The organism is Rhodococcus sp. 27YEA6, assembly GCF_044908235.1.
GTDB lineage: Bacteria > Actinomycetota > Actinomycetes > Mycobacteriales > Mycobacteriaceae > Rhodococcus_F > Rhodococcus_F qingshengii.
Genome location: NZ_JBIYCY010000002.1, coordinates 181,099 through 203,857, shown reverse-complemented (window position 1 = coordinate 203,857; position 22,759 = coordinate 181,099). Strand labels below are relative to the sequence as shown.

The 22,759-nt window shown below is 63.4% G+C and carries 23 protein-coding genes and 1 pseudogene; 16 read left to right on the top strand and 8 right to left on the bottom strand.

Annotation, left to right across the window (positions count from 1 at the left end):
- Position 1: 1 nt before the first annotated feature.
- The 4 genes from ABH939_RS07335 to ABH939_RS07320 form a co-directional block, all read right to left on the bottom strand.
- Positions 2–1,078 carry an ABC transporter substrate-binding protein gene (locus ABH939_RS07335; protein WP_404649519.1) on the bottom strand — a complete coding sequence of 359 codons (1,077 nt, stop codon included), beginning with the start codon at positions 1,076–1,078 and terminating at the stop codon, positions 2–4.
- A 142-nt stretch (positions 1,079–1,220) separates the two neighbouring features.
- Complete coding sequence (locus ABH939_RS07330; protein WP_404649518.1) at positions 1,221–2,054, bottom strand: AraC family transcriptional regulator; 834 nt, start codon at positions 2,052–2,054, stop codon at positions 1,221–1,223.
- 55 nt (positions 2,055–2,109) lie between these two features.
- Complete coding sequence (locus tag ABH939_RS07325; protein WP_003942819.1) at positions 2,110–2,436, bottom strand: multidrug efflux SMR transporter; 327 nt, start codon at positions 2,434–2,436, stop codon at positions 2,110–2,112.
- Positions 2,433–2,783 (bottom strand): DMT family transporter, encoded by a 351-nt coding sequence (locus ABH939_RS07320; protein ID WP_404649517.1) that lies wholly within the window; start codon positions 2,781–2,783, stop codon positions 2,433–2,435. The genes ABH939_RS07325 and ABH939_RS07320 overlap by 4 nt, the downstream gene beginning before the upstream one ends.
- 53 nt (positions 2,784–2,836) lie before the next feature.
- Here ABH939_RS07320 and ABH939_RS07315 point away from each other — a divergent pair, with 53 nt between their 5' ends.
- From ABH939_RS07315 to ABH939_RS07295, 5 genes and pseudogenes are all read left to right on the top strand, one after another.
- Entirely contained in the window at positions 2,837–3,556 is a 720-nt protein-coding gene (locus ABH939_RS07315) for a transglutaminase domain-containing protein (RefSeq protein ID WP_404649516.1), read from the top strand.
- A gap of 29 nt (positions 3,557–3,585) precedes the next feature.
- The gene (map, locus tag ABH939_RS07310; RefSeq protein ID WP_007734970.1) at positions 3,586–4,443 is read left to right on the top strand and encodes a type I methionyl aminopeptidase; all 858 of its coding nucleotides are present in this window, start codon (positions 3,586–3,588) and stop codon (positions 4,441–4,443) included.
- Between the two features lie 8 nt (positions 4,444–4,451).
- Positions 4,452–5,963 (top strand): cobyric acid synthase, encoded by a 1,512-nt coding sequence (locus ABH939_RS07305; protein WP_404649514.1) that lies wholly within the window; start codon positions 4,452–4,454, stop codon positions 5,961–5,963.
- A gap of 84 nt (positions 5,964–6,047) precedes the next feature.
- Entirely contained in the window at positions 6,048–6,617 is a 570-nt protein-coding gene (locus tag ABH939_RS07300) for an RNA polymerase sigma factor (protein WP_007734974.1), read from the top strand.
- 76 nt (positions 6,618–6,693) lie between these two features.
- Positions 6,694–7,528 (top strand): annotated as a pseudogene (locus ABH939_RS07295) (ANTAR domain-containing protein).
- Here the strand turns inward: ABH939_RS07295 and ABH939_RS07290 are convergent.
- Both ABH939_RS07290 and ABH939_RS07285 read right to left on the bottom strand, forming a co-directional pair.
- Positions 7,525–7,950 carry a DUF6069 family protein gene (locus ABH939_RS07290; RefSeq protein WP_073512280.1) on the bottom strand — a complete coding sequence of 142 codons (426 nt, stop codon included), beginning with the start codon at positions 7,948–7,950 and terminating at the stop codon, positions 7,525–7,527. The pseudogene ABH939_RS07295 and the gene ABH939_RS07290 sit on opposite strands and share 4 nt — an antisense overlap.
- An 85-nt stretch (positions 7,951–8,035) precedes the next feature.
- Positions 8,036–8,905: a PhzF family phenazine biosynthesis protein gene (locus ABH939_RS07285; protein WP_257233609.1), complete on the bottom strand. Its 870-nt coding sequence runs from the start codon at positions 8,903–8,905 to the stop codon at positions 8,036–8,038.
- A 121-nt stretch (positions 8,906–9,026) separates the two neighbouring features.
- Here ABH939_RS07285 and ABH939_RS07280 point away from each other — a divergent pair, with 121 nt between their 5' ends.
- Both ABH939_RS07280 and ABH939_RS07275 read left to right on the top strand, forming a co-directional pair.
- Entirely contained in the window at positions 9,027–9,488 is a 462-nt protein-coding gene (locus ABH939_RS07280) for a PPOX class F420-dependent oxidoreductase (protein ID WP_042925813.1), read from the top strand.
- Positions 9,489–9,697: 209 nt separating this feature from the next.
- Positions 9,698–10,243 (top strand): alpha/beta fold hydrolase, encoded by a 546-nt coding sequence (locus ABH939_RS07275; RefSeq protein WP_003942671.1) that lies wholly within the window; start codon positions 9,698–9,700, stop codon positions 10,241–10,243.
- 77 nt (positions 10,244–10,320) lie between these two features.
- Here the strand turns inward: ABH939_RS07275 and mtr are convergent, their stop codons facing one another.
- Positions 10,321–11,697 (bottom strand): mycothione reductase, encoded by a 1,377-nt coding sequence (gene mtr, locus ABH939_RS07270; protein ID WP_064112710.1) that lies wholly within the window; start codon positions 11,695–11,697, stop codon positions 10,321–10,323.
- Positions 11,694–12,743: an alpha/beta hydrolase gene (locus ABH939_RS07265; protein ID WP_404649512.1), complete on the bottom strand. Its 1,050-nt coding sequence runs from the start codon at positions 12,741–12,743 to the stop codon at positions 11,694–11,696. The genes mtr and ABH939_RS07265 overlap by 4 nt, the downstream gene beginning before the upstream one ends.
- A gap of 146 nt (positions 12,744–12,889) precedes the next feature.
- On the opposite strand from ABH939_RS07265, the gene mqo reads away from it, so the two are divergent.
- The 9 genes from mqo to ABH939_RS07220 all read left to right on the top strand — a co-directional run bounded on the left by mqo (position 12,890) and on the right by ABH939_RS07220 (position 22,745).
- A complete protein-coding gene (gene mqo / locus ABH939_RS07260) occupies positions 12,890–14,428 on the top strand; it encodes a malate dehydrogenase (quinone) (protein ID WP_003942820.1) in 1,539 nt (512 codons plus the stop codon).
- Between the two features lie 11 nt (positions 14,429–14,439).
- Positions 14,440–14,916 (top strand): GNAT family N-acetyltransferase, encoded by a 477-nt coding sequence (locus ABH939_RS07255; RefSeq protein ID WP_003942808.1) that lies wholly within the window; start codon positions 14,440–14,442, stop codon positions 14,914–14,916.
- 224 nt (positions 14,917–15,140) lie between these two features.
- On the top strand, positions 15,141–17,102 hold the full coding sequence (locus ABH939_RS07250) for a magnesium chelatase subunit D family protein (RefSeq protein ID WP_404649511.1): 1,962 nt from the start codon (positions 15,141–15,143) through the stop codon (positions 17,100–17,102).
- Between the two features lie 21 nt (positions 17,103–17,123).
- The gene (gene cobO, locus ABH939_RS07245; protein WP_003942784.1) at positions 17,124–17,738 is read left to right on the top strand and encodes a cob(I)yrinic acid a,c-diamide adenosyltransferase; all 615 of its coding nucleotides are present in this window, start codon (positions 17,124–17,126) and stop codon (positions 17,736–17,738) included.
- Positions 17,732–19,108, top strand: coding sequence for a cobyrinate a,c-diamide synthase (locus ABH939_RS07240; RefSeq protein ID WP_404649510.1), 1,377 nt, complete (start codon positions 17,732–17,734; stop codon positions 19,106–19,108). Before cobO ends, ABH939_RS07240 begins: the two co-directional genes overlap by 7 nt.
- A gap of 13 nt (positions 19,109–19,121) precedes the next feature.
- Entirely contained in the window at positions 19,122–19,505 is a 384-nt protein-coding gene (locus tag ABH939_RS07235) for a cobalamin biosynthesis protein (protein ID WP_003942729.1), read from the top strand.
- Positions 19,502–20,728, top strand: coding sequence for a uroporphyrinogen-III C-methyltransferase (cobA, locus tag ABH939_RS07230; protein WP_007735001.1), 1,227 nt, complete (start codon positions 19,502–19,504; stop codon positions 20,726–20,728). The genes ABH939_RS07235 and cobA overlap by 4 nt, the downstream gene beginning before the upstream one ends.
- Positions 20,729–20,739: 11 nt before the next feature.
- Positions 20,740–22,236, top strand: a complete 1,497-nt coding sequence (locus ABH939_RS07225; protein ID WP_003942680.1) for an MFS transporter — start codon at positions 20,740–20,742, stop codon at positions 22,234–22,236.
- A gap of 80 nt (positions 22,237–22,316) precedes the next feature.
- Positions 22,317–22,745 (top strand): CBS domain-containing protein, encoded by a 429-nt coding sequence (locus ABH939_RS07220; RefSeq protein WP_007735005.1) that lies wholly within the window; start codon positions 22,317–22,319, stop codon positions 22,743–22,745.
- Positions 22,746–22,759 lie beyond the last annotated feature (14 nt).

Here is a 22,759-nt window from a genome sequence, read left to right as displayed (position 1 = left end):
GCTATTTTGCGACCAGTTCGGTCAACTGTGGCACGAGTTCGTCGGTCGCCCACGGAACACTCAGAAGGCTGACGTACATTGTTGCTGCAGTCAGGCGATTGTCGGTGATCCACAGGTCCTTGCCGTTGGCGATGACCGGCCACCGCGAGAACAGAGTGTTGGCCAATGTGCTGTCGACTTCCGACTGATCGCTTGCCCAACCGAGATACACGTCGGTGTTGATCGTGTCGAGCTTTTCCATACTGATGCCGAAAAGGAACGAGTCGCCGGCAAAGTTCTTGGCGCCGTTCACCACGTCGGGAGCGACTGTGAGCCCGAGGTTTTCGACAAACTTGACGCGCGGATCGTCCGGACCGTAGATGGCGGTTTCGGTTTCTCCTTCACGGATGTAGGAACCGAAGGCGAAAGTGACTCCGTTGAATTCGGGATGACTCGCCTTCGATTCCTGGACCGATTCCTCAACCGATTTGATCAGCGCCGCGGTCTGAGCGGGACGCCCGAGTGCCTTGCCGACATCGGTGGCGAGGTTTTGCCACGAGCTGGGCTGATACGGCTTGGTGTCGTACGGGAGGGTCGGGGCGATCGAGCTCAGGCGCTGGTAATCCTGCTCGGAGAAGCCCGAGTACGGGGCAAGAATCAGATCAGGCGCGGCATTGAGAATCTGCTCGAACAGTAGCTCGCCGCTGTCGGAGTAGTACGGCGCAGGCGTGGGCAGTGTCTGGCCCGACTTTTCGAGTTCGGCGCGGGTCCACGGCAGGAACCCGTCGGCGTCGCCGGCCCAAGAGTCCTTCTGCATCGCGATCGGAGTGACACCCAGGGCGATGACCGTGTCTGCCGCTGCGGAATCGAGGGTGAGGATCCGTGTCGGCTCCTTGTCGATGGTGGTCCCGCCGAAAGCGTGCTTGATCGTCACGGGATAGGCGCCGTCCTCGACGGCGGATGCCGATGAATTGTTTTCCTGGGCTTCCGATGACGACTGTGTGCAGGCGGTCAGAGGCAGTGCCGCCGCCAGCATGAGCGCAACAACGATTCGTCGCCTCCGCTGGGGACGAATTCTCTGACGGGCAGATCTGAACACGCGAAACTCCTCGGGATTGATCAGGGAAGTGCTTGCACGACTCAGCGCAGTACGCACGTGAGAGCAGGCTTACCTAAGTGAATGTAGGGCGCGTGCGTGTAGCGAAGGGGCCAGCCGATGTCGACAACAGGTCAGTCTCGAGTCAGTTGACAGCGGCGAGCGCATTGCCGGGGGTGTAGCCGACCGTCTTGCGAAAAGCGGCAATGAAGGAACTCGACGTCCCGTAGCCGACTCGGCGGCTGACGGCGTTCACACTCATTCCGGTCCCGAGCATGCCGAGGGCCGTGCTCATACGAACCAGAGTGCGCCACTGCGCAAAGCTCAAGGCGAGTTCCGCGGCAAAAATCCGGGTGACCGTACGTCGGCTGAGATTGAGAACGTGCGCCCACTGATCGAGTGATCGATCGTCGGCGGGATCCGACAGCACTTTGTCGACGAGCATCCGTAGCCGCGGATCTCGGGGGATCGGTACGTCGAAGTGAGGTGCCGATGCAGGGGTGAGGAGATCGACACAGACCTGCTGTGCCCGAAGGCGTTGTTCTGCAGGCATTCCGGTGTGGGCGAGGTGTATCAGCAGTGCCCTGGCTGCCTCACTCAGTGTCACGATGCACGGTTCGTTGGAGGGAGTCCACAGCTCGGGGGTGAAGAGCGTGGCGCGGAAGGCGACGTGGGGATTTGCCTGACCTTCGTGGAGGACCCCGCGGGGGATCCACAGGCCGACGCCGGGCGTGACGGTCCAGAGTTGATTGTCGATGATCATGTTGACGACACCGCGGTCGGACCAGATCAGTTCGTGCTCGATGTGAGCGTGCTCTGGCCACCGGGTGATGTGGTCGGCCTCGACGATGTACGTCGTGAGTTGGAACGGCGCCGGGACGGCGCGCGCCATCGGAGTGTGGCGGTCGGATTCCCGTAAGTGGGAATCGTCGTCCAGCTGTGGACCGTCGGCGATTTCACGAAGGGCAGGGATCAGCACCGTGGACTACCTCCAGAGCAAAGTTAGGTAAACCTTACACTGATGTGTGCAGCGATCAGTGACTCGCACCGAGTTCGATGAGAAGCACGCCTGCCGCGATGAGGCCGATCCCGACCATCATGAGCCTGGTCAGCGGTTCGCGAAAGAGAATGCGGGATGCGATTGCCGTCAACGCCACTCCGCATGCGGTCCAGATTCCGTAGGCGACGCCGATGGTGAGACCCGCGTCGAGCGCGAGGGTCAGGAAGGCGAATGCGGCGAGATACCCCACGGTGACAACCGCGAGCCATCGTTTGTCGCTGCCGTCCTGCGACGCCATCCGTAGTGACAACGTCGCGGTGACCTCGGAAATAATTGCAGCGATCAGAAATACGAAGGTCATGCCGGGTCTGCCGATCCGCTGTCGGCGGCAGCCTGAGAGCCGAGTTCGACGCACAGCACTCCGCCGATGACCAGGGCAATGCCGACGCCCATCGTGGCTGTCAGGGGGTCGCCGAAAAGGAAAGTCGCGAACACCGCGGTCAGGACAACTCCGGTTGCGCCCCAGATTCCGTATGCAACACCGAGTCCCATGCCCTCCCGCAGGACGAACGACAACGCGGTGAATGCTGCGAGATATCCGCCGACGACCACGACGTACCAGGCGGGGTGATCGAGGGCCGCGCGCAGAGACAGAGTCGCAGACACCTCGGTCAGGATCGCGGTGATCAACAGGAGCCATTTCTTCACGGTTCGGATTCTGTCAGGCTCCACCGATTCCGGTCGCGCACTACGGTTGAGACATGACGTGCGTGCTGCTCGGCGGAATCCGCCAAGGTGACATCCGCCATGACGCGTCGGGTGGCGATGTGGCCGCAACTCCGATCCTCGACTGGGGCCACGACGACGTGGCCCGCCTCTACGAGGACATTGCAGAAGGTGCGATCCAGTCGGCGCAGGAGTTCCTGGTGTCGGCGCATCGCAGCGTCGTTGCAAATATTCGGCCGGTGTACGGCCTCGACGACCGGCAACCCGTCTCGGTGACATTGAGTCGAGAGCGCGGATCCTGCAGTCAGAGACTGGCTATCGTCGAAGCGTTGGCTCGCCGCCGAGGTATCGCCACCCGAGTACGCGGTCTCGTACTACGCGGGGAATTCTGGTACCCGAGATTTCGGCGTCTACATGCGGTGATTCCGAAGTCAGTGCTGCTGGCGTGGCCGGAATTTCTGGTCGACGGACGCTGGCAGGACATCTCCGAGATCGTTTCACCTGCGGTGGTCTCAGCGCTCGAACCGTTCACGAATACCGGCGAGGAGACACTGTTCGACGCGATCGGACGCGCTCCGATCAGTTGGGGCAAGTCTGTTTCGTGTGATTGCTTGGACTTCTCCGAATTCGTCGACCGCGATCTGGGCACCTTCGAATCTCGCGACGTGCTCTTCGAGGAATTCGGACAGACGATGTCGACTCCCGTCAGAATTCTCGTCGACCCGGTTTTCCGGAACTGGAGTGCATCCGGCTGACGCGCGACGCGAGGTCTAGGCTGTTCTGCATGTCTGTGCGTACCCCATTGGTCCCTGGAACCGTCTCTCCCGTCCTCGCTGTGCCCTCGAAGATCGAGCGGCCCGAGTACGCGTGGAAGCCGACCGCCAAAGAGGGCAACGAGCCCTGGGTTCAGACGCCGGAAACGATCGAGGCGATGCGCATCGCCAGCAAGATCGCTGCAGGCGCGCTGCAGGAAGCCGGCAAGGCTGTCGCTCCCGGTGTCACGACCGACGAACTCGACCGCATCGCACACGAGTTCATGCTCGACCACGGTGCATACCCGTCGACGTTGGGCTACAAGAGCTTTCCCAAGTCGTGCTGCACGTCTCTCAACGAGGTGATCTGCCACGGAATCCCCGACTCGACTGTGATCCAGGACGGCGACATCGTCAATATCGACGTCACCGCGTACATCAACGGGGTACACGGCGACACCAATGCGACATTCCTCGCCGGTGACGTGTCCGAAGAGAACCGCTTGCTCGTCGAGCGCACACACGAGGCAACGATGCGGGCCATCAAAGCCGTCAAGCCCGGCCGCGCGCTCAACGTGATCGGACGTGTCATCGAGTCCTACGCCCATCGGTTCGGGTACGGCGTCGTCCGGGACTTCACCGGACACGGAATCGGCGAGACCTTCCACAACGGCCTCGTGATCCTGCACTATGACGAGCCCGCGGTCGAGACGATCATCGAACCGGGCATGGTCTTCACGATCGAACCGATGATCAACCTCGGTGGTATCGACTACGAGATCTGGGAGGACGGCTGGACCGTCGTCACCAAGGACCGTAAGTGGACGGCGCAGTTCGAGCACACCTTGGTGGTCACCGAGACCGGTGCAGAGATTCTCACCCTGCCTTGAGTTCGGAGATGCGCGGCGCTCTGCTGGTAGCCGGCACAACGTCCGACGCAGGCAAGAGCGTTCTGGTGGCCGGATTGTGTCGCATGTTGGCGCGTCGAGGCGTCCGAGTGGCGCCGTTCAAGGCGCAGAACATGTCGAACAACTCCGTGGTCACGCTGGACGGCGGAGAGATCGGCCGTGCGCAGGCACTTCAGGCGCGGGCATGCGGTCTGGAGCCGAGTGTTCGATTCAATCCGGTGCTGCTCAAGCCTGGAAGTGACCGCACTTCGCAACTGGTCGTTCGGGGCAAGGCGATGACCACAGTGGGTGCTCGCGACTACATGCAGCATCGGCAGTGGCTTCGCGCCGTCGTGGCCGAAGATCTCGAATCGCTTCGATCCGAGTTCGACGTCGTGATCTGTGAAGGCGCCGGTTCACCGGCCGAAATCAACTTGCGCGCAACGGATCTTGCCAACATGGGATTGGCTGAGGCTGCGCGGATTCCGGTCGTCGTCGTCGGTGACATCGATCGCGGCGGCGTCCTGGCCCATCTGTTCGGGACCGTTGCTGTGCTCCCGCCCAGCGACCAGGCATTGATCGCGGGATTTGTGATCAACAAATTCCGCGGTGACGTTGCACTGTTGGAACCCGGACTGGAACAACTGCGCAGCCTCACCGGTCGACCCACTCTCGGAGTGATCCCGTTTGCCGACGATCTTTGGCTCGACGCCGAGGATTCGCTTGGCGTCACCGGCAATGCCCCGGTAGGGCGCCCGGGCCCACCCGTCGGTTCGGCCTGGCTCACCGTTGCTGCGGTTCGGCTCCCGCGCATCTCCAACTCCACGGACGTCGAGGCACTGGCATGTGAACCGGGCGTGGCAGTTTCGTGGGTGACCGATCCGTCGCGGATTCGCGACGCGGACCTCGTGGTGATCCCCGGTAGTAAGTCCACCGTGAGTGACCTCGAGTGGTTGCGAAGTACCGGCCTGGCCGACGAGATCGTCGCGCGAGCAGGTCGCGGGCAAGCAGTCCTGGGAATCTGCGGCGGTTACCAGATGCTGGGTAATTCCATCGTCGACGAAGTCGAATCAGGATCAGGGACCACCGCGGGACTGGGTCTGCTGGACCTCGATGTCGAGTTCGCTCCGGACAAGGTGCTGGCGCAGATGACCGGTACGGCAGATGGTATCTCGGTGTCCGGGTACGAGATTCATCACGGACGCGTCGTGCGCAACGGGGACCGCCCATTGCTGGCGGACTCGAGCGGTATGCCGGAAGGCAGTGTGCGAGGGCCTGTTCGAGGGACACACTGGCACGGTCTCCTGGAAAGTGACGACTTTCGGCGCAGCCTGCTGCGTGAGCTCGCGGTTCCCGGTTTTGTTGCTGCACCCGACACCGCGGTTGCCGCGGTGCGAGAACAACAACTCGACCTTCTCGCTGATCTCGTCGAGCAGCACCTCGATCAGGATCTACTCGAGAAACTGATCAACGGTGGGGCGCCTATCGGGCTCCCCGTCATTGCTTCCGCACTCGAAGCCTGAGAGCGCTCCCGCGGGTGTCGACGTGGACGCGGTAGAATAGCCAGGCCTCACTCCCGCGACGGCTCCCTAGTAGGAGTGTGCGCGGTGACAGATCAATTCGACGGCTTGCTGACCGACTTCAGTGACGAGGTGCTGGTCGACTCGGCAATGCTCGGCGATCACGCGGCCTTCGACGTCATCGTCCGCCGATACGGCCCGCACTTGTATCGATTTGCCCGTCGACTGCTCGCGAGCGAGAGTGACGTCGACGACATCGTCCAGGAAACCTGCGTCGCTGCGTGGCGCCAACTTCCGGGGTTTCAGCGGCGCTCGAGCACCAAGACCTGGTTGTTCGCGATCTGTTCTCGCAAGATCTCGGATTTCTATCGAAAAGTCGGCTCCTGCGCCGCCGATATGGACGAACTCCGGGAAGAAGCTGATCCCCGTTTGCGTGATCCGAGCGAAGAAGTTTGCGGCACAGCATTTCTCGATGCCCTGGAATCCGAACTCGATCGCCTGCCACTGCGTCAGCGTGCTGCCTGGGTCTTGCGAGAAGTGGAGGGCATGACGTATCCGCAGATCGCTGTTGTCCTGGAGCTGAGTCCGGACGCGGTTCGTGGCCAGCACACTCGGGCGAGGCGGAATCTCGGTGTCGCACTCGATCGATGGCGATGACGACTCGGCGGTTTGCCGGGTTCTGTCACCGAACTCACTCTCCTTGGTGCCCGTGAAACTGGAAGAATGCTTCGTCGTGGATACCGCTTTCGACCCCAGAGGCTTCGACCCGAGAACCGAGGATTCGGTGCCGTCGGTACTGCCGGACGATGCGACGGCAACGGGTGCTGACGTCGCCGTCGAGGCTGCGGAAACTCGGCTGACGGCACGTGCGGTCAGAGAGTTGCTGGCAGCGCTCGGGGGAAGTATCGGCGACGAGGACGAACTCGTGGTTCTACTCCAACGCGCCGTCGAAATCGCGAACGACGCCATCGACGGCGCCGACAGCATCGGCGTCACCATCGATCTTGCCGGGCAGACCTACACCGCCGTTCACACCGATTCGCGGACCCTACGCGTCGACATCGAGCAATACGACGCCGGCGACGGACCATGTCTGCATGCGGCTCGAACCGGTGAAACCGTAGTCGTTGATGCCGAGACCAGCGCAGAACGCTGGCCGCGGTTCGCGGCTGCCGCGAAGGACGAAAGGGATCAAGTCCTTTCTCGCGGCGCCGCTCTTCACGCCGGATCAGCGACTCGGTTCGTTCAACCTGTACGGACGTGCCCCAGCGGCCTTCGACAGCGTCGACGCGGAAGTCATGGAGATTCTCACGACAACAGTCTCACGCGCGATCGGAGACTTCTCCCGCTTCAAATCTGCCAAGGCGGTAGCTGACGCCTTGCAACGCGCGCTCGAGACTCGGGCGCCGATAGAACAGGCCAAAGGCATGCTGATGGCCATCCATCGGATCGACGCCGACACCGCATTTCACATGCTGCGCAGGCAGTCTCAGACCACGAACACCAAGTTGCGTGACGTGGCAGCCGAGATCGTCGAGACGTATTCCGCGCCGCCTACCGCGGTCTAGTTCGACGGAGACCGACGTACGGCCTCGAGCGCGACGACCACGCTCGCGGCGACAACCACGTGCATCAGCGCGAGCGTGACCGTGCTGGCGGCGTCGAAGTCCGCGGCAATCGTCAGGGCGATGGTGCCGAGCGCAAACACTGCACCCACGACCTGAGCGATGCGGATGATCGGCTCCCACTTCATTGAGATCAACATTGCGAGCGACAAACCGACCAGCAACGGCACTACCGTAAGTGTGATGACCCCGCCGGGAGCTACGCTCGCCACCTTTCCCTGATCTGTCATCTCGAACGATCCGCCCGATGCCAGGCCGATCAGCCACAGGATCAGGTTGGCGACGAGGGCCATGACCGTGGCCCCGAGTACGGCACGCGGCTTGGTGAGGTGGAGGTTGTGTGCGGTTGAAGCGATTGCAGACATGATGTTCTCCCGGCTCGATGCGATGCTCTTGTGACGTCGCTCTGGTGAATAGACCCGCCGGCCGGGAGAAACTCATCGCTGGTGGTTACCGGGGGTCGTCTGTCGGCACGGCGGTGCCGGTGACCGCGATACCGCCGTCGATCGGGATCTCGACCGCGAGAACGCTGGGTCGCCCGACGTGTCGGCCCTGGTGGATGGTGATCCGCCGCGGAGTGGCCGCGGGTTCGAGTTTGCGCAGGTAACCGCCGGTCGACGCCGCTGCGGACCCGGTCGCGGGATCCTCGACGATGTTTCCCACCGGAAACAGATTTCGAGCTTCGAAGGTGTTGTCGTCGAGGGGATGCAGGATCGTCACCGTGCCCGCCCACCCCTGCGCGTCCATCAGAGTTCGCATTGCGGATGGATCGAAGGTGAACTCGTCGAAGGCCGCCTGATCACGAAGTACGACAATCGGGTGCGTGTTGCCGGCGTACGAGAGCATTGCGGGATACCGCGCGTCGAGCGCAGACGAATCGACGCCGATGAGCCCGAGCAGTGCTGTCAGTACAGCATGATCGATCGGCGAGACCGATGGTTCGACGCTGGTGAAGGTCGCGGTGGACGTTCCGTCCTCGTCGGTCGCCGTGTCGATGGATACCGGTCCGATCGGTGTTTCGAATGTGAAGGTTCCGTCACCGTCTCGCTCGGTGAGAGCGATGGCCGTCGCAATAGTGGCATGACCGCAGAACGGTACTTCGGCGATAGGGGAGAAGTACCGGATCCGGCTGTGGCGCGGGTTGCCTCCGAGTACCGGTTCGATGAGGAACGCCGTCTCGGCATACCCGACTTCGGCTGCAACAGATTGTAATTCGGAGTCGTCGAGTCCACGCGCGTCGAGCACTACGCCGGCCGGATTACCGCCGGCCGGATCTGAACTGAACGCAGTCAGCCGGAGGATGTCGCGAGAAGTTGCCATGTCGACCATCTTTGTCCGCTGTCGTCCATCGGGGGAAGAGACATCGCGCGATTGCGGTCCGCGATCTTCGAACTGGACTGCCTCCGGAACAAACCGGCCGCACGGCGTCGTTGGTGCAGACATGAGCAATGACACAGACACCGACGACGCGTTGTTCGCACTCGTGGCCGAGGGAAAACAAGGTGTGCTGGCAACCGTCAAGCGTGACGGCCGCCCACAGTTGTCCAACATCATTTACCGCTGGGATGACGAGTCGAAGACGGCTTCCGTGTCCGTCACGGCCGATCGCGCCAAGAGTAAAAATGCGATCCGCGATCCGCGGGTTTCCCTTCACGTCAGCGCGCCCGACTTCTGGAGCTACGCCGTGATCGAAGGACTTGCCGTGGTGACACCCGTCGCGGCCGATCCTCACGATGAAGTGTCGGACGCCCTGGTCGAGCTGTACCGGGACATCAGCGGCCAGGAGCATCCCGATTGGGAGGAGTACCGCGAAGCGATGGTTGCGGAGCGTCGACAGATCCTCACGGTGCGCGCTGATCACGTCTACGGAATGACGAGGCTCCCCAAACCGTCCGGTACCTAGACCCGCGCCCCACTGGAGTTCGGCCCACCCCCACTTTCGAGCGAACGGTACGCCCGTCGCCTCAGATGCGCCGAAAGCCACTTTCGCTCCGAGTGGAGGCGGTACAGAGCGAACAATTCGGGCTCGTAGCGGCGCGTGAATGTATGAGTGGTCATACTTCTGTCGACTCCAGGGTCCTCCACTGTGTGGATCGCGTACCGTTTCCAGACATGGAATTGACTCGAGTAGCGGTGGGCAGTGGTTCGTGCACCGTTCGGATCGACGGGCCGGTCAGCAAGCATGCGGTACTCCTGCTTCCCGGCAAGGGCGACCCCGTCGACTTGTACGACGATGTGTGTGAGCGACTGCATCATTCGGATCTGCGGACCGTCGCGGTGGAATCGATCGAGAATCTCGACGAGACCTCGGCAGTGGTACTTCTGGACGAGTTGAACATCGCCTGGGTGAATCTCGTCGGTCACCGGGAGGGCGCCGATCTCGCATGGCTGTTGGCTGCACGTCAGTTCGGCCGCTTCGCGAGTTTGATCGCCGTGGACCGTGGACATCCGTCGGCCAGCGATATTGCCGGCGTACCGCCGGTCGAGGTTCCGACCACCGTAGTCGTGGGCAGTGGAGGTCGGGCCATCGCCGACGCCAGCGGTCGTTTCGTGTACTCCGACTTTCGCGTGACGGAACTTCCGGGTGTCGACGATGTCGTCAAGTCGGCACCGGCCGAACTCGCAACCGAGATCGTGCTGCGTACCAGCCCCTGGTGAAACTCTGACCTACGAACAGGCGGGCATTCCCTTTGCGAGGAGTGCCCGCCTTTTCGGCGTCATTGGGGCTGCGGGGCTCAGATGTCGAGGCCGAGCAGCGCGTTCTCGACCACTTCGGCCAGGGCCGGGTGGATCCAGTACTGGCCACGCGCCATGTCCTGCGCTGACAAACCGAAGCTCATCGCCTGAATGAGGGGCTGGATCACCGTCGGAGCCTGCGTACCCATGACGTGGGCTCCGAGAATGCGTCCGGTGCCGCGCTCGGCGATCACCTTGCAGATGCCCTCCTGATCCTCCATCGCCCAGCCGTACGCGACGTCTCCGTATGCCTGCACCTTGACGGTGATGTCGAGTCCGGCGTCGCGAGCCTGCTTCTCCGTCATTCCGACGTCGGCGATCTGCGGATCGGTGAACACGGCTGCCGGTACGAAGCGGTGATCGGTGCTGCGAAGCCCGGACGTGTCCTTCCACGCGTCCTGGAGCAGGTTGTGTTGAACAACGCGCGCTTCATGGTTGGCGACGTGCTTGAGCTGGTACGGCGAGGAGACGTCACCGAGTGCGAAGACGCCCTCTGCGGTGGTGCGTTGGTATTCGTCGACCACGATCGAGCCCTTGTCGTCGAGTTCGACGCCGGCCTTGTCGAGACCGAGTAGGTCACCGTTCGGCTGACGACCGACCGCGACGAGGAGAACGTCACCGGAAACGACTGTGCCGTTTGCCAGTTCGACGGCGATGTTGTCGCCGTCGCCGCGTACCGACGTGAGGGGGGCGCCCAGATGGACGTCCCACTTCTGTTCGGCCAACTCGGTGAAGCGCTCGGAGATCTCGTCGTCGAGGTGCCGCAGCAGTCGCTGGCTGCGACCGATGATCGACACGCGAGAACCCAACGCGGAGAACACGTGTGCGAACTCGGTGGCGATGAATCCGGAGCCGACGATCACGAGGTGCTCGGGAAGTTCGGGCAGTCGCATGATGTCTTCGTTGGTGTAGTACTTCACACCACTCGACGCGATCTCGTCCGGGATGATCGGACGCGAACCGGCTGCGATGACCACCTGGTCAGCGGTGATCGTCTCGCCGGTTCCGGTGTCGATCGTCTTGTCGCCGGTGAACGTGGCGTGGCCGCGGTAGACGGTGGTGTTGGGACTGTCTTCGCTGCGGTACCGCTCACCACCTGCAGAAATGGGGTCGATGCGGCCGAAGACGCGCTTGACGATGTCGGACCAACGAACGCCGTCGAGCGTGGCGTCGACGCCGTACTTCTCGGCAGTGGTGACGGTGCGTGCCACCTCGGCGGCGTAGACGAACATCTTGGTCGGGATGCACCCGACATTGAGGCACGTTCCGCCGAAGGTGCCCTCTTCGAGGATTGCGATCTTCTTGCCGTCGAACCGCTCGTCGGGCAGCGAGTTTCCGGATCCGCTGCCGATGATTGCAAGGTCGTAGTGCGTCACTGCGCGATCTCCTGTGTGTTGCTTGCTGTGCTTGCCGAATTTTCTGCGGCCGGGGTGAGGTGGCCGTCGAGCCACTCCAACCACAGGTCGAGTTCGGAAAAGGCTGTGGCCAAGGGCTTCTCGGTCGAAAGGAACACGTCGTGACGGGCGCCGTCGATCGGGACGATGGTGGTGCGATCGCCGAGGCAACCGGCCCAACGTGCGATCTGCTTGACGTCGAGCACGGAATCGGCGAGGTCGACGCTCGGGTTGTACGCCTTCGCGAACTGCGACTTCTTCGAGCGCAGAATCAGCGCGGGCACTCCGATGTCGAGGCCGCGGTGAAGTTTTGCGTGACCCGCTCGGACGGCCCGCATCCAGCCGAAGGTAACGGGGCAGCCGGCCAGTGGCTTCCAGTCGAGGTTGTAATCCCAGACGCCGTTGGCCGAAACATGAAGACTGGAACCGTAAGTCGGTAGCCCAGTTCCCGGGATCACCGTCTTCGCCGATACCCGTCCGAGCGCATCGATCGCCGTAGTACCGACGTTGCGCACCACTGAGGGACCCTGAAGGTCGAACCAGGGGCTGTTGAGGACCAGCCCGCAGATTCCGGCGCCGTCGCTGCCACCGGGCTTGCGCTGCAAACGGTTCAGCCAGAGCGGAACGATCAGACCGCCGGTGGAGTGCGCCATGAGCAGCACCTCGCTGCCCTCGGTCTCGCTGCGGACGATGCGCAGCGCTTCGTTCAGTTCGGCGTCGTAGAGCGCAAGGTCGGAGACGTAATGAGCTGTGTGCCCCGGTTTGAGGGAGCGGCCGCACTTACGCAGGTCGAGTGCGAAGAAGGCGTAACCCTGCTCGGCAAAGTGCTCGGCGAGGTGCTTCTGGAAGAAGTAATCGGTGAAGCCGTGCACGTACAAAACGGCACGGCGTGTCTTCACCGCCTCCTTCTGCGGTTGGTAGCGGACCAGTGTTGCGTCCACCTCGCCTTCGCCGTCCGGATCCGTTCCGAGCGGGATCGTCAGCTGCTGATATCCGTCACCGAGGACGTCTGGAACCCAAGTAGTCACAAATCACAATCTAATCGTCGTTTCGAGTGCGCGTTGTAGAGCACAATTGGGGGTGGTGAACCGCGCGTGTACGCACGGGTAACCTATTCGGCGTAACACAGCAGGCGGATGCGCGCACGGCTAATGACAAGGAAGTCGATTCTCCAGTGTCGAATCAGAACGCGGTAGAGACGAAGACGGATGTAGTGCTCGTGGGCGCAGGCATCATGAGCGCCACGCTGGGTGCATTGCTGCGCCAGCTGCAGCCCGATTGGTCGATCTCGACCTTCGAGCGGCTCGATGCCGTCGCAGCCGAGAGCAGCGACCCCTGGAACAACGCGGGAACCGGTCACTCAGCCCTGTGTGAGCTCAATTACACACCTGAGAACTCGGACGGCACGGTCGACATCAAGAAGGCCGTCAACGTCAACGAACAGTTCCAGGTGTCACGCCAGTTCTGGGCACACGCGGTAGAGCAGGGCGTCCTGACGCAGCCCAAGGAATTCATCAACCCCATCGCGCACGTGAGCTTCGTTCACGGTGAGGCCAACGCCAAGTACCTCCGTGCTCGTTACGACGCACTTGCCGGCCACACGCTCTTCCGCGGTATGGAGTACATCGACGATCCGGCCGAGTTCAGCAAGCGTTTGCCGCTCATGGCCAAGGGACGCGACTTCTCCGATCCCATCGCCCTGAACTGGAGCCAAGACGGCACCGACGTCGATTTCGGAGCGCTCACCAAGCAGCTCATCGGCTACATCGGCAAGACCGGCGGCAAGATGTACTTCGGCCACGAGGTCACCAACCTGACCCAGAACTCGGACAAGTCCTGGACCGTCAAGGTCACCAACCGTCGTACCGGTGAAAAGCGCACCGTTCGCTCGCGCTTCGTGTTCGTCGGCGCGGGTGGCGGCGCCCTGCACCTGCTGCAGAAGTCGGGCATCAAGGAAGCCAAGGGCTTCGGTGGCTTCCCGGTCAGCGGTGCCTTCCTGCGATGCACCAACCCCGAACTCATCGACCAGCACAGCGCCAAGGTCTACGGCAAGGCTGCCGTCGGCGCCCCGCCCATGTCGGTGCCTCACCTGGACACCCGTGTCATCGGCAACAAGCCGGGTCTGCTGTTCGGTCCCTACGCTGGTTGGTCGCCGAAGTTCCTCAAGCAGGGTCGCGTCACCGACCTGCCCGGCTCGGTCAAGCCGAACAACATCCTCTCGATGCTCGGTGTCGGTGTCAGCGAGCTCGGCCTGGTCAAGTACCTGGTCAGCGAGCTTGCCAAGAACGAAGCCGGTCGCATCTGGGATCTGCGTGAGTTCGCGCCCAAGGCGCAGGCCCAGGACTGGGAACTCATCACCGCGGGCCAGCGCGTCCAGGTGATCCGCCGTGCCAAGGGCAAGGGTGGTGTCCTCGAATTCGGTACCGCTGTGGTCGCCGCTGAGGACGGTTCCATCGCCGGTCTGCTCGGTGCTTCGCCCGGTGCGTCCACGGCCGTCCCGGCGATGCTGGACGTACTCGAGCGCTGCTTCCCGACCGAGTTCCAGGGTTGGAAGGGCAAGCTCCGCGAGATGGTTCCGTCCATCGGCGTCAAGCTCACCGACAACGAAGGCCTGTTCAACCAGGTCTGGGATTGGTCCTCGAAGGTTCTCGAGCTCGATTCCGCCGGTGCTTCCGAATCGGCTCCGGTCGCGGATACCGCCGCGACTGTGTGATAGTCCAACCCATGACGGCAACAGCAGCTTTGAAGCGTTCATGGGCACTCGATCTCGACAACAAGACGTTCTACGAGTTGTTGAAGCTTCGAGTGGAGGTCTTTGTCGTCGAGCAGGCTTGCCCGTATCCCGAGTTGGACGGGCGGGACCTGCTGACGGAAACACGCCACTTCTGGCTCGAGCAGGACGGCCAGGTGGTGTGCACGCTCCGGCTGCTCGAAGAGCACGACGACGGAAACAAGAGCTTCCGAATCGGACGCCTCTGCACGTCGCGTCAGGCTCGCGGCCAGGGCCACACGACACGCCTCCTGCAGGCCGCACTGGCCGAGGTCGGCGAAGCGCCGTGTCGGATCAACGCCCAGACCTACTTGGTCGAGATGTACGCCAAGCACGGATTCAAGGCTGACGGCGAAGAGTTCATCGAAGACGGCATCCCGCACACCCCGATGCGTCGTGGTGGGGGAGAGCCTTTCGTGGCCGTCAGCTAGTTTGTCGGAGAATTGACCCTGGTCGGCTCGTGGGAAAGCGAGCCGACTAGGGTTTTTTCGATACCGAATGTTCGCGGGGAAGTCCTGTTCGATCCAGGCGCGGTCCCGCCACTGTGAAAGATCTCTCCTCTACCGGTAGACCGGGAGATCTCAGCCAGGTTGCCGCGACATTCGAGTGCAGCCAAATTCTCGGCGAGGAAACCGAGAGGTGGAGGGATATCGACGTGCGAAGTGAAGAAGATCGACCAGTGGCGGGCTTCCCGTTCAGTGCTGTGGTCGGCCAGGATCAATTGCGATTGGCGCTGATCCTGTGTGCGGTGCATCCAGGGATCGGTGGGGTCCTGGTCCGCGGTGAGAAGGGAACTGCCAAGTCGACGGTCGTGCGCGCGCTGACTGCGCTGCTGCCCGCGGTCGACGACGCCGGAACGACACGACCGGCCCGCTTGGTCGAACTGCCCGTGGGCGCCACCGAAGACCGGGTGATCGGTTCGATCGACTTGGAGAAGGTTCTGCGTGACGGTGAGCGCGCATTCCAACCTGGACTGCTCGCCGCCGCTCACCAGGGTGTTCTGTACGTCGACGAGGTGAATCTGCTTCACGACCACCTGGTCGACGTGCTTCTCGACGCCGCGGCGATGGGTCGGGTTCACATCGAGCGTGACGGCATCTCCCATTCGCATCCGGCCAAGTTCGTACTCGTCGGCACGATGAATCCCGAAGAGGGAGAACTGCGTCCGCAACTTCTGGACCGTTTCGGTCTGGCTGTCGACGTCGCCGCGTCCCGCGACGTCGACATTCGCATGGAAGTGGTGCGTCGCCGACTCGACTACGAGCGTGACCCCGAGGCATTTGTCGCTCGGTACGTATCCGCCGATGAGGAGTTGGCGTCCGAAATCCTCACGGCGCGTGAGAAATTGGACTCGGTCGAGCTGAGTAACCGCGAACTGCGTCGTATCGCCTCGCTGTGTGCGTCGTTCGGCGTCGACGGTATGCGCGCGGACTTGGTGCTGGCGCGCACCGCGACGGCCCACGCTGCCTGGCGTGGCGACAGTGAAGTCACTGCGGAGGACGTACGAGTAGCGGCGGAACTGACGCTGCCGCATCGCCGCCGCCGCGATCCGTTCGACGAGCCCGGCTTGGATCAGCAGCAGTTGGACGATGCGCTCGAGCAGGCCGACCAGGATGCTCAGTCGCAGGTAGAGGACGACGCGCGCGACGGAGAGCCCGAACCTCCCGAGAATCACGAAGACCGTGGCCCGGAAGATGGCGGCTCCGATGACGGCGGTCCCGGACACGAAGGGCCGGACGACGACGGGCCTGACGACGACGGCCCGGACGACCCTGACGGACCTGGTGGGGGAGTACGCGCCACCGATCGCCCCTCGGCTCCACCGGCCGGCGAATTCAAGGCCAAGCTCCTCGAAGTTCCGGGAGTCGGTGAAGGTGCACCGGGACGACGCTCGCGGTCCATGTCGTCCCGTGGACGAGTTGTGCGGTCCACGCGGGAGCGTGGGCACGGATTGCATCTGACGAGCACGGTCTTTGCCGCAGCCGAGTCTCAAGTTGCCCGTGGTCGCACCGCTGGACGGTTGCGGCTGGCACCCGCTGATCTCCGCGGCGCGATACGTGAAGGGCGAGAAGGCAATCTGATCGTCTTCGTTGTCGACGCGTCGGGGTCGATGGCAGCACGCGACCGCCTCTCCGCGGTCACCGGTGCGGTTGTCTCGTTGCTCCGCGACGCCTATCAGCGCCGCGACAACGTCGCCGTCATCACCGTCCGTGGTCGTGAAGCGGAGCTCGTACTGCCGCCGACATCTTCGGTGGACATCGCTGTCCGTCGCTTGCAGTCGATGCGTACCGGCGGCAAATCCCCACTCGCAGAGGGATTCCTGCGTGCTCGCGAAGTGGTTCTGCGTGAACGACTTCGTGACCCGCAGCGTCGCGCCCTCGTCGTCACACTCACCGACGGCCGGGCAACCGGCGGCAAGGACGCGCTGCACCGCGCCCGCGTCGCCGCGCATCTTCTCGCCGACGCGTCCGTCGCGTCCATCGTCGTCGACTGCGAGACCGGCCTCGTGCGTCTGGGGCTGGCGGCCGAGTTGGCGCGAGAACTACGTGGCGGATACGTCCGCCTCGCCGAATTGTCAGCGCAGCAGGTCGCGGGTGTCGTCCGCGCCGCAGCCTAGATCCCAGCTCAGGAGTTCACGATGCCCAAGGGTGTTCCCGAGACAGTTCCCGACGACGGTCTGACCACGCGTCAGCGTCGTAACGCGCCGGTACTTGCCGTGCACACCGGCCCGGGAAAGGGTAAGTCCACCGCCGCTTTCGGCATGGCGCTGCGTGCCTGGAATCAGGGGTTCGACATCGGCGTGTTCCAGTTCGTGAAGAGTGCCAAGTGGAAGGTCGGAGAGGAAGCCGCGTTCCGCGCGCTCGGAAACCTGCACGACGAAACCGGCGTCGGTGGGCCGGTGCAGTGGCACAAGATGGGCGAAGGTTGGTCATGGACACGCAAGGCCGGTAGCGAGGAAGATCATGCTGCTGCCGCTGCGGAGGGTTGGCAGGAGATCGCGAGAAGGCTTGCGAGCGAGGAACATCGATTCTATGTCCTCGACGAGTTCACCTATCCGCTCAAGTGGGGCTGGGTCGACGTCGACGAGGTCGTGCAGACACTGCGCGATCGTCCGGGCAACCAGCACGTTGTCATCACGGGACGCGACGCCCCGCAGGCGTTGATCGACGCCGCCGACCTCGTGACCGAGATGACCAAGATCAAGCACCCGATGGATGCCGGCCGAAAGGGCCAACGGGGCATCGAATGGTAAGTCCTTCCACTCCGGCCGTGGTGATCGCTGCTCCTGCCTCGGGTAGCGGAAAGACCACGGTGGCAACGGGATTGATCGGCGCGCTGCGACGGTCCGGTAGCAGCGTTGCACCCTTCAAGGTGGGGCCGGACTACATCGACCCGGGTTATCACGGACTCGCGGCAGGGCGGCCCGGACGCAACCTCGACACTGTTCTGGTGGGCCCGGATCGCATCGGACCGCTCTACCGGCATGGAACCGCTGGTTGCGACATCGCCGTGGTCGAAGGCGTCATGGGTCTGTTCGACGGGAAGATCGACGAGGCAAACTCGCAGCCGTCGGCGGAGGGATCGACGGCGCAGGTCGCGTCGATCCTCGGTTCGCCGGTAGTCCTCGTGATCGACGCCCGTGGGCACAGTCAGAGTCTGGCCGCCGTACTCCACGGCTTCGCGACCTACGACGCAGGTGTGCGCATCGGCGGCGTCATTCTCAATCGCGTCGGGAGCGCTCGTCACGAGCAGGTGTTGCGTCATGCCTGCGACAAGGTCGGCGTCGCAGTGCTCGGAGTTGTGCCACGGTTGACGGAACTCGAAGTTCCCTCCCGGCACCTCGGCCTGATTCCGGCGGCCGAGCACGGCGCCGCCGCTGTGGCCGCAGTGGACGCGATGTCCGACTTGATTGCCTCGCACGTCGATCTGGGTGCTGTTCGCGCACTCGCCGCCTCGAACGTGAGTGCAGCTGCATGGGATCCGGTTGCCGAGGTCGGCGCACACGCAGAGTCTCGGCCTGTGGTTGCCATTGCGGGCGGCCCTGCCTTCACCTTCGGCTATGCCGAGCACCGGGAGCTGTTGACCGCCGCCGGCGCGGACGTGCAGGTGTTCGACCCGTTGCGGGACGAGCTTCCTGCGGGAACTGCCGCTCTTGTCCTTCCTGGCGGGTTCCCGGAAGAGCATGCGGTGGACCTCGCGGCCAATACCGTTCTGCTGCAGCAGGTTCGTGACCTGGCGGACGGCGGCGCACCGATCCACGCCGAGTGTGCCGGTCTGCTCTACCTCGCTCGCAGCTTGGACGGTCACAGCATGGCCGGTGTTGTCGGAGTGGATGCGACGTTCGGGAAACGCCTGACCCTCGGGTACCGCGAAGCAGTCGCGATCAGCGACTCCAGCCTCTTCGAAGCAGGCTCCCGCGTCACCGGTCACGAGTTCCACCGAACGTCTCTCGTCTCGGCAGACGCGGACGGTTGCGGAAGTGCGTGGGGGTGGCGGCCCTGGGACGGCGGCAGTGTCCGCGAAGGATTTGTTCGCGGCGGCGTCCACGCGTCGTATCTCCACACTCATCCGGTGGGGCAGCCCGAATCGATCGCGAAGTTCGTCGATGCCGCACGGGGATGACCTCTGTATCGGCGTGGGATTCACGACGAGTGTCACCGCGAAGGACATCGTCGCTGCGGTGAAGGCTGTGCCCGCCGCGCAAGGGAAGATCGTGGTACTCGCCACTGTGGCGGCAAAAGCTGAGTCTTCGGCTCTTCTGACAGCGGCCCATGAACTGAACGTCCCGATTGTGAGTTTCGCCCCGGACGTACTTGCGCGAGTTCAAGTTCCGTCACCATCGCCTCGCGTCGAGAACGCCGTCGGAACGGCAAGCGTCGCGGAAGCGGCTGCGATCCTTGCGTCCGGGGGCGGCCGACTTGTGCTGGCCAAGACTGCCAGGGATGGAGTGACCGTGGCCGCGGCCCGTAAAGTTCCCTCCAGCTTGACCAATTCTGACAACGAAACGGAGTGCGAGTGAGCGAGTCCACCGCAGACGAGACCAACTACCTGGTCGGCCTCAACCTGACCGATCGACGCGTGGTCGTGTTCGGTGGCGGCACTGTGGCTCAGCGCCGACTCGGACTGCTGGTCGCCTCTGGTGCCCGCGTTCACGTCATCAGTCGCGCGTTCACTCCAGCCGTCGAAGGTATGGCCACTGCCGGTCAGATCACGGTCGAAGAGCGTCCGTACGCCGACGGCGACCTCGAAGGTGCGTGGTACGCCATCGCCTCGACCGACGAGCCGGAAACCAATGCGGCGATCGTCGCCGAAGCGGAGCGTCGCCACATCTTCTGCGTGCGCGCCGACAACGCGAAGCACGGCACCGCCGTCACTCCCGCCAGCGCCGAGTACGACGGTATGAGCATCGGAATTCTGGCGGGCGGCGATCACCGTCGTTCGGCAGCGGTCCGCACCGCCGTCGTCGAAGGTCTTCAGTCGGGCGTGCTCGCCGATACGGCCGAGCCTGCCGCTGCGGGTGTTGCTCTCGTCGGTGGTGGCCCCGGTGATCCCGATCTGATCACCGTGCGCGGACGCCGTTTGCTCGCCCGCGCCGACGTCGTCGTGGCCGACCGATTGGCTCCGCCGGAGTTGCTCGCCGAACTGGGTCCGGACGTAGAGGTGATCGACGCCGCGAAGATCCCGTACGGCCGTGCCATGGCTCAGGAGGCCATCAACGCCGCGCTGATTGACAACGCGAAGGCAGGCAAGTTCGTGGTCCGCCTCAAGGGCGGGGACCCGTACGTCTTCGGACGGGGATACGAAGAACTCGAAGCGTGTGCCGCTGCCGGCGTTCCGGTGACCGTAGTGCCCGGAATCACGAGCGCGATCTCGGTCCCGTCGGCCGCAGGCATCCCGGTCACCCACCGCGGGGTCACCCACGAGTTCGTCGTCGTCAGTGGGCACGTGGCTCCGGATCATCCGGATTCGCTGGTCGACTGGTCGGCGCTGGCCAAGTTGCGCGGCACGATCGTGCTGCTCATGGCGGTCGAGCGCATCGATCAGTTCGCGAAGGCACTCGTCGACGGTGGACGCCCGGCAACCACGCCGGTCACCGTCATCCAAGAGGGCACGCTGCGCACTCAGCGTGAACTTCGGGCCGATCTGGCGACCGTTGCTCAGCGCGTCAAGGACGAGGAGATCAAGCCTCCGGCGATCATCGTGATCGGGCCGGTCGCGGGCTTTTCCGTCGACGCTGGGTAACGTGAAGTCTTGTGTCTGACTCCCCAACATCTGAAACCGCTTCGGCGAATGCCCCGGTAGCGACTCGAGTCATCGGGCTTGCCATCATCGTCCTGAGTGGTTTGCAGATGATGGTGGTGCTCGACGGTACTGTCGCGAACCTCGCTCTGGCGCCATTGCAGGCCGACCTCGGGCTGAGCGACAGCGGCCGCAACTGGGTGTTGACCTCCTACGCGCTTGCGTTTGGTGGGCTCATGCTCCTCGGTGGTCGGCTCGGCGACGCGTTCGGACGCAAGAAGATGTTCATCGCGGGAGTCTCGCTGTTCACGGTGGCGTCGTTGCTCTGTGGACTCGCCCTGAACGAGGGCATGTTGATCGCAGCGCGGGCGCTTCAAGGTGTCGGCGCAGCCGTGGCGTCGCCCACTGCCTTCGCCCTTGTTGCCACGACTTTCGCCGCGGGTCCGGCTCGTAATCAGGCCATCGCGATTTTTGCCGCCATGACGGGCGTCGGATCGATCGCCGGTCTGATCATCGGCGGCGCATTGACCGAGGTGTCGTGGCGTCTGATCTTCCTCATCAACGTCCCGATCGGCATCGCGCTCGTCGGCATGGCGTTCCGCGCCCTTCGCGAGACGAATCAGACGCGTCTGGCTTTGGATGTCCCCGGCGCGATCCTCGCGACCCTCGGTTGTACCGGTGTTGTTTTTGCTCTCACCGAAGGCCCGGAAATGGGATGGGGGAGCATCGCCGTCATCGGTGCATTGGCGGCCGGATTGGTCGCCCTCGCCGCCTTCCTCTTTGTCGAGCGAACTGCAGACAACCCGCTCTTGCCCTTCTCGTTGTTCGCCGATCGCAACCGTGTCGCGACGTTCCTCGCCATCTTCTTCGTCGGTGGCGCGATGTTCAGCATGACGGCCTTCGTCGCACTGTTCGTGCAGGACATCATGCAGTATTCGCCGTTGCGTGCCGGTATCGCGTTCATTCCGTTCGCGTTCGGATTGGGCGCCGCCGCGTCGGTTGCTTCCAAGCTCGCCGTGAAGGTTCAACCCCGCTGGCTGGTCCTCACCGGCGTCGTGATCATGATCGTCGGACTCCTCTACGGCTCTACTCTCGATTCCGACTCCACCTACCTGGCCAACTTGTTCGTGCCCGTGATCGGGATCGGATTCGGTATCGGCCTCGCGATGGTGCCCTTGCCACTGTGCGCGATCGCCGGTGTCCCGGAGACCGAGATCGGCCCGCTGACCGCAATCTCCCAAGTTGCCCAGACGCTCGGTGGACCATTGGCGCTGTCGGTGATCGGTGCAATGGCGACGTCCAAGACGCTCTCGCTCGGCGGCACTTCGGGCAAGGCAGCGGACATGAATCCGGCGCAATTGATTGCACTCGGAGAGGGGTACACCTTCGCACTTGTGGGCTGCGCGGTCTGCGCCGTGTTCGCCGGTATCGCGGCGCTGTGCATCAGGTTCACACCTTCTCAGGTAGCCCAGGCTCAGGCTGCGGAGAAGGCAGCTCAGGGAATCGCCTGATCAGTCCTGTTTTTCCGCTTCGCTAGCCGATACGATCGTTGCAGGACGTGCCGAGAGTCTCGACGGATCGGAGTGCCGTGATGCGGATCGCGGACATATTGCGAAACAAGGGCAACAGCATCGTCACGATCGACGCCCACACGACGGTCAACGGGCTGCTGTGCGATCTTGCCCGCCACAACATCGGAGCCATGGTGGTGGTCGACGACGATGCGGTGGTCGGCATCATTTCCGAACGCGATGTCGTTCGACGCCTGCACGAGCGTGGCCCGGACCTTCTCGGGATCCAGGTTTCCGAGGTCATGACCGCTCTGATGTACACGTGCGTTCCGGCAGACGCAGTGGACAGCATTGCCGCGATCATGACCGAGCGTCGAATCCGGCATCTGCCGGTGATCGAGGACGGCAACCTCCTCGGCATCGTCAGTATCGGTGACGTGGTGAAGAGCCGCATCGACGAGCTCAAGAGCGAACGCGATCAGCTCGAGTCGTACATCGATCAGGGCTGATCGATAGGTTGTCG